This window comes from Vibrio sp. 10N.261.55.A10 (genome assembly GCF_041470825.1).
In the GTDB taxonomy this organism is placed as follows: domain Bacteria; phylum Pseudomonadota; class Gammaproteobacteria; order Enterobacterales; family Vibrionaceae; genus Vibrio; species Vibrio crassostreae_C.
Map to the genome: position 1 here is coordinate 53979 of NZ_JBFRNC010000050.1, position 14243 is coordinate 68221.

Genomic DNA, 14243 nt, shown 5'->3' on the forward strand with positions numbered 1-14243 from the left:
AATCGTAATTATAGGGCAGCACATGTATAAGGAATATTTTGGCTTCGTTGAGATGCCATTTTCGATTGTACCAAATTCTCGCTACTTGTTTTTGAGTCAGCGCCATCAAGAAGCGATGCAGAACCTACAAGCCGGTTTAGGCGAGGGTGGGGGCTTTGCGATGCTTACTGGTGAGGTTGGTACAGGGAAAACAACGGTCGCTAAGGCGATGTTGTCTTCATTGGATAGTCATACTCAGGCTGGCCTTATACTTAACCCTACGTTTTCAAATACGGATTTACTAGAAGCTATCTGCGATGAGTTTGAGGTCGAGTACCCAGAACAAGCATCGTTGAAACAGCTCAGTCAGGCTATTCATTATTTTCTACTTGATAGCCATGCCGAAGGCATTCAAACCCTATTGGTGATCGATGAAGCCCAACACCTCGCTGCCGATGTGTTGGAGCAGTTACGCCTTCTAACAAACTTGGAAACCGACAATCGTAAGCTGTTAAAAGTACTGTTGGTCGGCCAGCCGGAATTACAACAGCACTTACAAACCACGCAGCTACGTCAGCTAGCACAGCGCATTACTGGTCGTTATCACTTACTGCCTCTTAATACCGAAGAAACGGGCAAGTACATCGCGTTTCGTTTGGAGACGGCGGGTGGCGAGCAGATGTTGTTTTCGAACCGTTCTATCAAGCTGATTGCTCAATATACGCATGGTATTCCAAGGCTCATTAACTTGGTGTGTGATAAAGCACTGCAGTTGGCTTTTCATGACGGTGAGCAGCTACCGAGCAATGAAACGGTTAACCGAGCGTGTCAGCAGGTTATGTCCTTTCAGGCCGATGTGTATCACGTCGAGAAAGCTCTAACTTCTCGTGTCGCGCCTAAGTTATTCCAATACGCAGGGATTGCGACGTTAAGCGTTGGTCTTGCAATAGCGACCTTTAACTTCGCTCCAAGCTATATCAATGCTTGGTTGCCTACGGATGCATCAAATGGAGCAAAGACGGAAGTGTCTGCACAGGCTCAGCGCTCTTTGGTGGCGAATGAACCTCAGTTGGTTGCTGAGCCAAAACCTTCCAAGTTTGCTTTGCCACAAGATATTCAACAGCACTTGATGCAGGGAACCAATCGTTCTCTCGCTATCAAGGACTTGTATACGCTCTGGGGGTATCAGTCTTCACTGCGTGATGGCTTGTGCTTAAGTGAGCCGCAAAGTGTCTTTGTGTGCGAGCAACAACAGTCAAATTTGGATACATTGTTAGAGCTTGGCGTACCCGTGGTCCTTAATCTGGATATCGATCAAGAACCAGTGTTTGCTGTGCTTTATGGTGCGTCTGAGGAGTCTGTCGAGCTCCTCGTTAACGAAAAGCTCTTGGTGATGCCGAAGCAATCCTTAGAGCAAATCTGGCAAGGCGATTACGTCGCTATTTGGAAGCAGCCGCTGCGAGAGACCCTTAAAGAGGGCTATCAAGGTGAAGCGGTTGCTTTGCTTGATCTACTGCTTTCTGAAGTATTAGGAGAGGTTGTTTCCGGTAATGATGTATTTGATTATGAGTTAAAAATGAAAATCGAAGCATTTCAAACGTGGCAAGGTATGTCTGTTGATGGCATTGCAGGTAAGCGCACCTTAGCAAGATTGCAGAGATTAGCTCAACTCGATTCGCCTAAGCTGATGTCACTAGAAGGGGGCGAAAGCTAATGTCACGTATTATGCACGAACTTAAACAGCCGTCTCACAAGCCATCTTCTATTAATCAGCACTCTCTTAGCAAACCAAGCTTCAAAGGCTACCAGAATCATCATGTTCCTAATTCTGCAAAAGGGATGAGCAACAAGCGAGGTTCATCGTTAGCGATGGGGCTACTCTTAATCTTGGTTCCTTCTTTGTTGGTGGGTGGCGTCTTGGCTTATCAATCGTATATCCAACAACAAGAAGCCGTGAACCAAGCTGCCAATGTCGCTCTGCCAGAATTTAAAACTGAATCAGACATTGAGCCTGAAATTGCGGATGCTGATATAGCAAGCATGGATGCCGTGTCTGAGGAAGAAGATGCCTTGTTCACCGTTCGCCCTGCACCGGCGAGCCAACCGTTGAAAGCATTGCCACGCCAAGAGATGTATGCACAGATTGATTCTGGCGCTAATCGTGCAAACACCGCTGGTGGCTCAGCAGTGATCTTCGCTAATGCTGATAACAACACTCAAATGACAGCCAGTTCTGAATCGTCATCCGTTCAGCCAGGCGCGAGTGATGAAACGACTGCTCTGCAATCAAGCACTGATCAGCAATCAAATAGTGACTTACAATCGGACAGTGATCTGCTGCAAGGGCTAGACCTCAGTGAGTTGCCACCTGATTTGGCATTGAAGCTTGAATCCATTATGGGGGAGCAACAAAGCGCTCCTGAGCCGATGGATTCTAGACCCTCAGGGCAAAGGGGTTCTCAGGTCATTGAGTTGGAAACGCACACCAATAGCTTATCAGGCGTCCTTCCTAAGTTAGACCTACAAACCCATATGTACTCGAGCAGCGAAACCAAGCGTTGGGTAAAAGTGAACGGTCAAGAAGTGGCGCAAGGAGATTGGATTGGACAAGACATTCAATTGCTGGAGATTAAGCCACAATCGGTGATCATAGAGTTCAATCAGCAGAAGATAGAAATCCCAGCTCTGTACGAGTGGAAAGGCTAGCGAGCTCTAAAGGTATCTAGATAACAGACAAATAAAAAGGAGCACCTCGGTGCTCCTTTTTGATCTTCGATACTGAATTTACTGTACCTAATACAAGCGTTACGTCTACGCCCAACCGTTTGGTGATTTTCTGCGACGAGGCATGATGTGTGGCAGAACAAGGCCTAGAAGTAGACCAATACCCGCAACACCACCACCGTACATGAAGTACTTCAATAGTAGGTCGTCTTTTTGAGTGTCTAGCTTAGCGCGCAGTTCACGGTTCTCTGTTTGAGAACTCGTTAGCTGTTGGCTAATTTCACTGTAGTTCTGTTCTAGTTCAGCAATCTGCTTGTTACGAGAATCTAGAGAGCTTGCTAGGCCAGCTTTTTCGCTGTCAGCACTCTGACGAGCATTCGCTAGCTTGCCTTTAACTTCCGTCAGCTCTTTCTCTAGCTTAGGCATACGCAGTGCCATGCTTTCTTGAGTGCTTACAAACTTGCTTTCAACCCAACCTTTACGGCCACGGTTGTCTTGAATTTGGGTGTAACCCGTACTCTTGTTAGTTTGTAGGAATGTAATCTTTTCACCAGCATCAACACTACCGATGATACGGAATGTGTTGTTTGGGCCAGAATGCATATAAGTAAATAGTTTGTCAGCAATATAACGGTCTTGTGCAAAGGCAGCTGGAGCCGCAAGCATTGCGAACAAAACTAAGCTAATCAGTTTTTTCACAGTAAATCCCTTAACGATTCAAATTGGGTAGGCGTATGAGTCAGCCTCAATCAGCAAATAATATTTAGTTTCTTTATGCGGTGCAACAAAGAAGGGAGGCAAAGCCTCCCTTTCTGTGCGTTTGAGTCAATAATGACATGGCATTTACATATCGTTACTGAAGCTCACACTGTTCTGACGCTAGTATTCACTAACGCAGTCGCGATTACATAGTAAACGCAGCTTGAATTCCGTAGAAGAACACAACAGCAAGTAGAGCACCTGCAGGTAGTGTCACAATCCAAGAAGCCACGATATTACGTACAACGCCTAAGTTTAGTGCTGCGATACCACGAGCAAAACCAACACCTAAAACAGCACCAACGAGTGTTTGTGTAGTAGAGATTGGAAGGCCAGTACCTGAAGCTAGTACAACCGTACATGCAGTTGCAAGTTGTGCAGCAAAGCCACGGCTTGGTGTTAGTTCTGTAATACCAGTACCAACGGTTGCCATTACTTTATGACCCATTGTTGCAAGACCAACAACGATACCGAATCCACCTAGAGGAAGAATCCACCATGCGATAGTACTCTTACCTGTGATTTCACCCATGTGCTCAACGGTTGATACAACAGCAGACAGTGGACCAATCGCGTTCGCAACGTCGTTTGAACCGTGTGCAAATGCCATCGCACAAGCTGTGATAACCATGAGTACAGAGAAGATGCCTTCAACACCTGCAAAGCCGTGGTCTTCTTCGCGGTTAGCGAATTTCTTCTGGATGTATAGGTAACCGCCGATCATTACAAGCGCAGAAACGCCAGCAGCCCAAACCCATGCTTCAGTGTTGCTTAGGTGAAGACCAACGTGCTTAAGGCCTTTCTTGATGGTTACAAGTGCAATTACCATTGTTGTAATGAACATGTATACCGGTACAAAGCGTTTCGCGTTAAATAGCGGGTTCTCTGTATCAAAAATCAGTCGTTGAGCACTTACAAATATCACGTAAGCGAAGAAGCCGGAAATAACGGGTGTGATAATCCAACTACCCACAATACCTTGAACACTGTTCCAGTCTACAGCTTCAGTACCTACAGAAATACACGCAAAACCGATGATTGCACCGATGATTGAGTGAGTCGTAGAAACCGGCCAGCCCATGTAAGAAGCGAGAAGTAGCCATGTACCAGCAGCAAGAAGTGCTGACATCATGCCGTACACAAGTACATCTGGTTGATGAGCGAATAGAGACGTTTCGATAACACCTTTACGAATCGTGTCTGTTACTTCGCCGCCCGCAAGGTAAGCACCTGCGAATTCAAAGATCATTGCGATAATGATCGCTTGTTTAACGGTTAAAGCTTTAGAGCCTACTGAGGTGCCCATTGCGTTCGCAACGTCATTTGCACCAATACCAATAGCCATCAAGAAACCGAAAGCTGCTGCAACAATAATCAGGACAGTGCCGTAGTTAGCAAGGATATCCATCGTAATACCTAGTTGTTTGATAACAAGCGGAACAAATTTAGACGCAAAAAACCGCTCAGCGAGAGGAATACTCAGCGCATAAGTGGTTTGTTCAAAAAATGCTCTTCGTTATATGGTTAACGTATGATTTAAGATCGAGAAAGCATTACTTCAAGACGAGCGCCTACACGCTGTGCTTGATCTGCAATACCACCAACCCATTCAAGAATTTTGTATAAGAACATGATATCAACTGGATTCAGATCGCCTTCAATTGCCATTAGTTGTTGGCGTAGTTCGATCTGCATCGCATCCGTGTCATCTTCAATTACATCTAATTGATGAATCATTTCGGCAACGAGTGTTACTTCACGGCCTTTAAAGCCAGTCTCAAGTAATTCGTCTAATTCATTGATTACGTTTTGTGCTTGGTTCGCTGCATCTAGACAACGTTTAACGTAAGCGATGAAGTTTTCTTGCATAGGAGCAGGAATGACAAGTTGACGACCATATACACGGCCAGCAATGTCTTTCGCTAGGTTTGCGAGTTTGTCTTGTTGAGTTAATAGCTCCAACATATCGGTGCGATCAACTGGCATAAACAAACCACGAGGAAGTTTAAGGCGAATTTCACGTTTTAGTACGTCAGCTTCTTTCTCAAGGTGAGAAATTTGAGCTCGAATTTCTGATGCTTTTTCCCAGTCACCTTTTGAAGAAACTTCAAAGAAATTAACTAGGTGAGAACAACATTCGTTCACGCATACTACGTGACGCTGCAAAGGTTTAATTGGGGACTTTGCAAATAACCCCATAATTGTATTTACTGGCATGGTCATCCAACCTAATAAATAATAACCTTAAAACAACATACACCATATTCATGGTGAAATGTTAAGCGATGGCTACAAAGTCGCGCATGTTAACCTAATCAATCTCTCATTAAAACTGTTTTAGATCATCATAAGGGCGATATTTCTGACTTGCCGACTTTTCAAATTGGCAATATCCTGTCCCTATCTTCACAGAAAGGTATAACTATGGAAACCGAGATAGAACTGAAGTTTTTTGTTTCTCCTGAATTTTCAGAGACTTTACGCAATAAAATTGCTGAAACTAAAGTACTTCAGCACAGTTGTCGTGAGCTAGGTAACATCTACTTTGACACCGCTGACAACTGGCTACGTAAGCACGATACAGGCTTACGCATTCGACGCTTTGATGACGTATTTGTACAAACCGTAAAGACTGCTGGTCGTGTGGTTGCTGGCCTGCATCAAAGGCCTGAATACAATGCAGAACACGACAGCAACGAACCTAAGCTAGCCCTGCACCCAGAGGATATCTGGCCAACAGGTAAAGACATCGAAACGTTGCAAGCTGAGCTGACTCCTCTGTTCTCTACCAACTTCACGCGTGAGCAGTGGTTGATTGGTATGCCTGATGGTAGCCAAGTCGAGGTCGCATTCGATCAAGGCTTTGTTGAATCAGGCGACCTGCAAGAACCGATTTGCGAAGTCGAATTGGAACTTAAATCCGGTCAAACGGATGCGCTATTTACATTGTCTCGCCAATTCTGCGAACAAGGTGGCATGCGTTTGGGTAACCTAAGTAAAGCAGCTAAGGGTTACCGTCTTGCTCAAGGTTATCAAGGAGATGAAGTTACTCCTTTGACCTTAGTTGATACTGACAAAAGTGATACCGTTGAATCGTGTTTTATTCAATCTTTAGAGCATGCTCTCGCTCATTGGCATTATCACGAGCAGATTTTCACAGAGCGTCAATCGATTGAAGCTTTGCATGAGATCAGTCACTCGCTGAGTTTTATTCGCCAAACTTTCACTATCTATGGCGGCATTGTCCCTAGACGAGCAAGTGCGATTTTACGTCAAGAGTTGAAGTGGCTTGAGCAAGAGCTCGACTGGCTGAAAAGCTATGATCACTTCGAAGACTTGCTGGAAGATAAAGGCCATGTACTACGTAAACTCGATGCGCGTAAGTTCTTAGTCGCTGAGCTTAAAGAGATGCAAGAGCAACTGCCAGATCGTGAAGATCTGCTTACCTTGCTGAGCTCTGCTCGTTACACCGGTTTATTGTTAGATTTGAGCCGTTGGATCTTGTCTCGTGGCTGGCAGCCTTTCTTAGATGAGAAAGCGCGTGAGCAAATGGGTCGTGGTATCGAATGGTTTTCCGTGCAGCAACTCGATCGCACATGGGCAGACTTGATGGAAGCTTTCCCGCCAGAGCGAGTGATGACCAGCCAAGCGTATATTGAGCAGCAATACCGTTTGATGCGAAACCTATATTCTGGTGTTGGTTTCGCGAGTTTGTATGATGACGCTGAGCGAAACAGTTTCCGTTTACCTTGGGCCGATATGGTGCAAGGCATTGATGACTTGCTGGCACTTAAAACATTAGAGCCTTTGACTGAGAAGCTGGAAGGCGATGAGAAGCTTCAGCTAGAGCGTTGGTTAGCTCGTCAAGAAGTGTCCATTCTGCATGCGATGGAACAGACACGCCAAATCAGTGTTGAGGTTGAGCCATACTGGCAAGACTAAACTCGATACCTGTATCAATAGAAGTATGAATTTGAAAATAGGGCTCGGGCCCTATTTTTTTGTTTGTTGCTCAAGTTTTTCGAGTCGCTCTAAGATTTTCTGTTGCTGCTCGATGATCTTCTCAAGGTGTTTCTCTTTGTTTTCCGCTCGTTGATTCTCATGATGAGTTGGGGAGGTGATCAAAGAAGTAATCAAGCCTGAAATCATACCAAACACACCGACACCACAGATGATCACCATTGAAGCCACTAACTGACCGGAAGTTGTCACTGGGTAATGGTCGCCATAACCCACAGTACTGATGGTCACAAACGCCCACCATAAAGCATCATGACCTGTAGTGATGTTGGCGTTCGGATCTTTGTGTTCCAATAGCAGGATCGTGCCAGCACCGATAGTCAGTAAGATCACCAAAAGCAGAATGATGGAAGCGAAAGTGGTCTCTTTCCTATTACGAAATAACTCTCTGAAAATACGTTTACTTGAACGCAGAACTAAGATGACTCGCAGAATTTGAAAAATACGGGCGAAACGAAGAGGCTCGATCATTGGGATACTTGCTAAGAAATCGATCCAGTGTACTTTTAGAAATTCTTTTTTGTTTTGTGATCTAAATAGATCAATTGTGAGCTGAAAAAGAAAAACACTACAGATTATAAAATCGAGGCCGATAAGGACTTGTTTCGATTCTTTATCGATCGGTACGAACAATAAGCCTGAGATCACAAATAACGCTAAGAAAGAGAGAATCAGTGACAATAAGCTCATCGGCTTGGTGGCGTCTTTGGTATTATTCAACATTCATACGAGGCTCAAAATAAATCGCGAACTTTGACTGACATAGCCACCTCGCGGATATAGAAGCCATCAATATATAAGAATTAATGGAGAACTGACAATGACTAAACTGTCATTCAAGCCGTGGGAAAGGGTAATCTCTGACGTTCGTCTCGTTCCAAAAATGGTCATGTTGATGATATTCAGCACTATCTTGATCATTTCGAAGCAGCTATGGGACGCAAGTACGTTTTACGATTCATTGCTTGCTGTAACGAACAATGCGCAAGTCGCACAACAGCATTACGAGACTTACCTAGTTCAAGTGGCTTGGCAAACAGCCTTGATGATCATTGTGTTTGTGGTTCTTCTGTTAGCAGCGGCGCGCGTTATGCTGCGCCAGACTCAATACCTTAATGACGCCATTAAAACCATGGCAGATAAGAACTTATCAGTGCCGATTCAAATGGACTGTAAAGATGAATACGGCGATGTGGCACGCGAACTTGAAAAAACTCGCGTCCAACTGAACGACATGATCAAAACTCAGGTGGCCTCTTCTGATGAGCTGTTTGCTCTGACGGAAGTGATGACCATCAGCATGTCTGAAACCAAAGAGTCAGCTCAAGAAGAGTTCAACGAGATCGATCAACTGGCAACAGCAATGAGTGAGATGACGTCGACGGTGCAAACTGTCGCTGAGCATGCACAAAGCGCTTCGTCATTGACTGAACAGGCATCAGGCCAAGCTCTTACTGGTCAGAAGTTCGTTCAAGGATCAGTGTCTAAGATGAGTGAGCTATCTTCAGATATCGCAGCATCTGCAGCAGCGGTAAACCAAGTAGAAGAACGCGTTGACTCAATTGGCAGTGTGGTTGGTACTATCCAAGGCATTTCAGAACAGACAAACCTACTAGCATTGAACGCTGCAATTGAAGCGGCACGTGCCGGTGAAGCGGGTCGTGGTTTTGCGGTTGTTGCTGATGAGGTTCGTAACCTTGCACAGCGCACTCAGCAAGCGACGGTAGAGATTCAAGACATGATCAGTCATCTACAAAGCAGCGCTAACTCTGCGGTAGAACTGATGGAGAAGAGTGTTGTTGAAGCGGCTGAAGGTGTTGATCTGGTGACTAACGCGGGAAGTGAGCTTGACGGCATTGTAAGCCAAGTCAATCAAATCAATGATATGAACTTCCAGATCGCGACCGCTGCAGGCCAACAGAGCAGTGTTGCTGAAGAGATGAGCGTCAACCTGACCAATGTACGCGAGCTTGTTGAAGCTTCAGTTGTGGTGGTTGGTGAACTGCTCGAGACCTCTCAGCTTATGGAAAGTAACGCGCAAGAACTCGACGGTAAGATTAAGCAATTTAAGGTTTAGTCCTCAGCACCCAATCTTCATCCGTCAAAGGCTAATTCCCAGAGACTGTTTCTCGGTTGTAAGCTCAACCAGATAAGTTAATCGATAAAACGCCCACATTGCTAATGTGGGCGTTTTTTATTGGCGTAACTTTGGTATAACTTATCTTTAGTTATGAAAACTCGTTATTGAAGAACTGAATCGATAAACCGATTGTTCGGCGCGCAGCTTATACAAGGAAGAAACATGCCATTGCCTTCTCAACTCATCACTCACTCCCAGTCTGCTTTTGAGCAATTATTAGAGCATCAAAGTGAAGCCATCAATACTTGGTCTGAGCCACTGACTGAAGATCTTAAACGTGTACTCGGTTTAAGCTGTTTTATTGGTGATTGCCTGCAGCGTGATACGGTTTTATGTGGTGACTTACCTAATATGTTGGCATGCGAAGAACGCGCTGAAGGATACCGAGAACGCTTGGCTGAATTACTTTCTAGTTGCACCGATGAAATGAGCGGTCAGCGCGTGCTGCGTCAATTCCGAAATCGAGAAATGACCTACATTGCTTGGCGTGATTTTATGGGTTCGTGGGAGCTAGAGCAGAGCCTAAATCATCTATCGATGTTGGCTGAGGCGATGATCTTCGAAACCTACCAATGGCAGTACGATATTTGTTGTAAAGAGTGGGGCACACCTTGTAATGAACAAGGCGAAGCACAGCCGATGTTGATCATTGGTATGGGCAAGCTAGGGGGCGGTGAGCTTAACTTCTCTTCCGATATCGATCTGATCTTCACCTACCCAGAGAATGGTGAAACCCAAGGTGCAAGACGCAGCATTGCCAATGCGCAGTTCTTTACACGTCTCGGGCAACGTATTATTAAGGCGCTTGATCAGCAAACCTTCGATGGATTCTGTTATCGAGTAGACATGCGCCTGCGTCCATTCGGTGAGAGTGGTCCACTGGTCATGAGTTACGCTGCGCTAGAAGATTACTATCAAGAACAAGGTCGCGATTGGGAACGCTACGCTATGGTCAAAGCGCGTGTGATGGGCAGTGAGATGTACCCTGAGTATCAAGAGCTTCGCCAAATGCTACGCCCGTTTGTGTTCCGCCGTTATATTGATTTTAGTGCGATTCAATCTCTGCGCCGAATGAAGTCTATGATCAGCAGCGAAGTGCGTCGTCGTGGTCTCTCGAACAACATCAAGCTTGGCTCTGGTGGTATTCGTGAAGTTGAGTTTATCGCACAAGTCTTCCAATTGATTCGTGGTGGACGCGAGCCTAGCTTACGCGGTCGAGGGTTACTCGAAACCTTAAGTGCGATTGAATCCCTTCATCTGCTAGAGTCTGAAGAGGTGGGGCACCTACGTGAAGCTTATCTGTTTTTGCGTCGCCTTGAGAACCTGTTACAAGCCATGGCTGATAAGCAAACTCAAACCTTACCTGACGGTGAATTCGAACAACTGCAGCTTGCGGTTGCCATGCAATTTTCCGATTGGGATAGCTTGATTGTGGCAACTCGCGCCCATATGGCGAATGTACATACCGTGTTCGAAGACCTAATTGGCGTTGATGAAGATGACGCTAATCCGATCGCGAGCCACTTTAGCGAGTTGTGGGATATGGCCCATAAACCCGATGTAATTGAGCACGTGTTGGAACACGACATTGCGGTCGCGAGCCCGCCTGATGCGGCGAAAACGATCATTCAGTTTAAAGCCGATTTGGCTAAAAAGACTCTTGGCCCTCGTGGGCGGGAAGTCCTCAATCGACTGATGCCGAAAGTGTTTCAAGCGCTGTACACCGCTAAGGATGCCGAGTTTGGTTTGTCGCGAGTACTGCATCTGCTGCATAAAATCGTTACGCGTACCACTTACCTTGAACTACTAGATGAACACCCTGCCGCGTTGACTCAGCTAGTTCGCCTGTGTACGGCAAGCCCGATGATTTCGGAGCAGTTGGGTCGTTATCCAATTCTGTTAGATGAACTTATCGACCCTCAGCAACTCTACAATCCCGTGCCTTTAGAGTCTTACAAGACCGAGTTGCGTGATTATCTAGCCCGTATCCCTGAAGATGATATGGAGCAACAGATGGAAGGTCTGCGTCAGTTTAAGCAGACCTGTATATTGAGAATTGCAGCCGCGGATATTGCGGGTGCTCTACCTGTCATGAAGGTCAGTGATCACCTGACCTACTTAGCAGAAGCCATTGTGGAGGCGGGGGTCAATCAAGCTTGGTTACAAGTATCCGCCAAGTTTGGTGAACCGACCCATGTTAAAGATCGCGAAGGTCGCGGTTTTGCTGTCGTTGGTTATGGCAAAGTCGGTGGTTGGGAGCTTGGTTATAACTCCGATCTCGATATCGTGTTCATGCACGACTGCCCGGTACACATCTATACTGATGGAAAGAAAGAGATCGATGGACGCCAATTCTACTTAAGATTAGCGCAGCGTATTATTCATATTTTCTCGACCAGAACTGCTTCTGGCATTTTGTACGAAGTCGATACTCGCCTACGCCCTTCTGGTGCATCTGGTCTATTGGTGAGTCCAACCGATGCCTTTGACGAGTATCAGCACAATGACGCGTGGACATGGGAGCACCAGGCCCTCACTCGTGCTCGTATGATTTACGGTGATGACTTATTGGTATCTGCGTTTAACAAAACTAGGCATGAGGTTTTGTGCTTGCCACGAGATGAGGCAACACTCAAAAAGTCAGTTGTGGATATGCGTGAAAAAATGCGTGGCCATTTAGGCGGTAAAAAAGCCGATCGATTCATGCTTAAACAAGATGCGGGCGGTATTACTGATATTGAGTTCTTGGCGCAATACTTAGTGCTGAGATACAGCAACGAGAAACCTAAGCTTACTCGTTGGTGTGACAATGTGAGAATCTTTGAAAGCTTGTTGTCGCAAGGGATAATGGACGAGCAACAAGGTATGGCATTGACCAATGCGTACACCACATTAAGGGATGAAATCCACCACCGTAATCTACTTAACCTTGATGCGGATGTGGCGATTGAAAAGTTCGAAATGGAAAGAGAACATGTTGTTCAGGCATGGAAGCAGTGGATGGAAGCATAATTCAGTCATAGCGTAGCGAGTGCTATGTTTATCTTGATAGGCTTTTACTCATTTATCTGTAGTTTAGCCACTGTAATCAGTGTGCTAGACTCTAGCCAGATTCGATTTTTGGAGCTCAACAATGAAACCAATTCTACCTGACTACAGCCAATCAGGTGTTCTTATTGTCGGTGACGTAATGCTTGACCGTTACTGGTATGGCCCAACTGGCCGTATTTCACCAGAAGCACCAGTCCCCGTTGTGAAAGTAGAAAATAACGAAGAGCGTCCTGGTGGTGCTGCCAACGTAGCAATGAACATTGCCTCTCTTGGTGGGCATGCTCATGTTGTTGGTTTGACTGGTAAAGATGAGCCTGCTGAGGTGTTGAAAAGCACTTTAGGTGCTCTGAAGGTTAAGTGTGATTTCGTTGAGTTAGAAGACTATCCAACCATCACCAAACTACGAGTGATGAGCCGTGGTCAGCAGTTGATTCGCTTGGATTTTGAAGACAAATTCGAAAACACCAACCCAGAGCTTATTTTGTCTCGCATGGAGCAAGCCCTACCAAATGTACGTTCGGTTATCTTGTCAGATTACGCGAAAGGTGCATTAGAGCATGTACAGAGCTTCATTCAAAAAGCACGCGCAGCCAATGTTCCTGTATTCATCGATCCCAAAGGCGCGGATTTAGAGCGCTACCGTGGTGCGACATTACTTACACCAAACATGGCAGAGTTTGAGCTGGTTGCAGGTAAAGTGAAATCAGAAGAAGATCTTATCGAGAAGGGTATTGCCTTGATCGAGAAGTATGACTTTGAAGCTCTATTGGTGACTCGCAGTGAAAATGGTATGACTTTATTACGTAAAGGTCAGGCACCATTCCACTTGCCAACCCAAGCGAAAGAAGTGTACGACGTAACTGGTGCTGGTGATACGGTTATCTCAGTACTGGCTGCGTCTGTTGCAGCTGGTAAGCCATTGGATGAGGCGTGTGCATTAGCGAACGCTGCAGCTGGTGTCGTTGTTGGTAAGCTAGGTACGTCAACGTTATCCACGATAGAGCTAGCTGAAGCGATTCACGGCAGTCAAGACACAGACTACGGTGTGATCTCAGAAGCGGCACTGGTTGAAGCGGTGAAGCGTGCTCGTGCGAAAGGCGAGAAGGTAGTTATGACCAATGGCTGCTTTGATATTCTACATGCTGGTCATGTTTCTTACATGAATCACGCGGCTGAGCTGGGCGATCGTTTGATCGTTGCGGTAAATACCGATGAATCAGTGAAACGCTTGAAAGGCCCTGGTCGCCCTGTGAACCCAACTGATCGTCGTATGGCGGTATTGGCTGGCTTAGGTGCAGTTGATTGGGTTGTGCCATTCTCTGAAGATACCCCTCAACGTTTAATCTCTGAGGTACTGCCAAGCATTCTTGTGAAAGGTGGTGATTACAAGCCTGAAGAGATTGCTGGTGGTGCGGAAGTGATTGCTGCTGGTGGTGAAGTGAAAGTACTTAACTTTGAAGATGGTTGCTCTACCACTGAAATCATTAAAGCGATTAAAGGTGGTCGAGGCTAGTTTTTAGTTTTTAGTTTTTGGCGTTAAGCTTTTAGTTAGGCAGTAAATCTCGCTTTA

General features: G+C 45.8%; 10 protein-coding genes. 6 read left to right on the forward strand and 4 right to left on the reverse strand.

The window, feature by feature from the left end:
• Positions 1 to 22 precede the first annotated feature (22 nt).
• Together AB4274_RS15610 and AB4274_RS15615 are read left to right on the forward strand one after the other, a co-directional pair.
• Positions 23 to 1693 carry an ExeA family protein gene (locus AB4274_RS15610; RefSeq protein ID WP_198926812.1) on the forward strand — a complete coding sequence of 557 codons (1671 nt, stop codon included), beginning with the start codon at positions 23 to 25 and terminating at the stop codon, positions 1691 to 1693.
• Positions 1693 to 2685, forward strand: coding sequence for a general secretion pathway protein GspB (locus AB4274_RS15615; protein WP_017061416.1), 993 nt, complete (start codon positions 1693 to 1695; stop codon positions 2683 to 2685). Before AB4274_RS15610 ends, AB4274_RS15615 begins: the two co-directional genes overlap by 1 nt.
• 105 nt (positions 2686 to 2790) lie before the next feature.
• Here AB4274_RS15615 and AB4274_RS15620 read toward each other — a convergent pair whose 3' ends face one another.
• The 3 genes from AB4274_RS15620 to AB4274_RS15630 all read right to left on the reverse strand — a co-directional run bounded on the left by AB4274_RS15620 (position 2791) and on the right by AB4274_RS15630 (position 5679).
• Positions 2791 to 3402 carry a TIGR04211 family SH3 domain-containing protein gene (locus AB4274_RS15620; RefSeq protein ID WP_017062917.1) on the reverse strand — a complete coding sequence of 204 codons (612 nt, stop codon included), beginning with the start codon at positions 3400 to 3402 and terminating at the stop codon, positions 2791 to 2793.
• A 205-nt stretch (positions 3403 to 3607) separates the two neighbouring features.
• Positions 3608 to 4870: an inorganic phosphate transporter gene (locus AB4274_RS15625; protein ID WP_017061418.1), complete on the reverse strand. Its 1263-nt coding sequence runs from the start codon at positions 4868 to 4870 to the stop codon at positions 3608 to 3610.
• A gap of 128 nt (positions 4871 to 4998) precedes the next feature.
• Positions 4999 to 5679, reverse strand: coding sequence for a TIGR00153 family protein (locus AB4274_RS15630; protein WP_010434644.1), 681 nt, complete (start codon positions 5677 to 5679; stop codon positions 4999 to 5001).
• 207 nt (positions 5680 to 5886) lie between these two features.
• On the opposite strand from AB4274_RS15630, the gene AB4274_RS15635 reads away from it, so the two are divergent.
• Entirely contained in the window at positions 5887 to 7404 is a 1518-nt protein-coding gene (locus AB4274_RS15635) for an inorganic triphosphatase (protein ID WP_017069482.1), read from the forward strand.
• Positions 7405 to 7455: 51 nt separating this feature from the next.
• Here the strand turns inward: AB4274_RS15635 and AB4274_RS15640 are convergent, their stop codons facing one another.
• Entirely contained in the window at positions 7456 to 8205 is a 750-nt protein-coding gene (locus tag AB4274_RS15640; RefSeq protein WP_102321461.1) for a potassium channel family protein, read from the reverse strand.
• 97 nt (positions 8206 to 8302) lie between these two features.
• Between AB4274_RS15640 and AB4274_RS15645 the strand changes: the two genes are divergently transcribed.
• From AB4274_RS15645 to hldE, 3 genes are all read left to right on the forward strand, one after another.
• Entirely contained in the window at positions 8303 to 9559 is a 1257-nt protein-coding gene (locus AB4274_RS15645) for a methyl-accepting chemotaxis protein (RefSeq protein ID WP_017061421.1), read from the forward strand.
• A 225-nt stretch (positions 9560 to 9784) separates the two neighbouring features.
• Positions 9785 to 12634: a bifunctional [glutamate--ammonia ligase]-adenylyl-L-tyrosine phosphorylase/[glutamate--ammonia-ligase] adenylyltransferase gene (gene glnE, locus AB4274_RS15650; RefSeq protein WP_017062913.1), complete on the forward strand. Its 2850-nt coding sequence runs from the start codon at positions 9785 to 9787 to the stop codon at positions 12632 to 12634.
• 121 nt (positions 12635 to 12755) lie between these two features.
• Entirely contained in the window at positions 12756 to 14186 is a 1431-nt protein-coding gene (hldE, locus tag AB4274_RS15655; protein WP_017069485.1) for a bifunctional D-glycero-beta-D-manno-heptose-7-phosphate kinase/D-glycero-beta-D-manno-heptose 1-phosphate adenylyltransferase HldE, read from the forward strand.
• Positions 14187 to 14243: the final 57 nt, after the last annotated feature.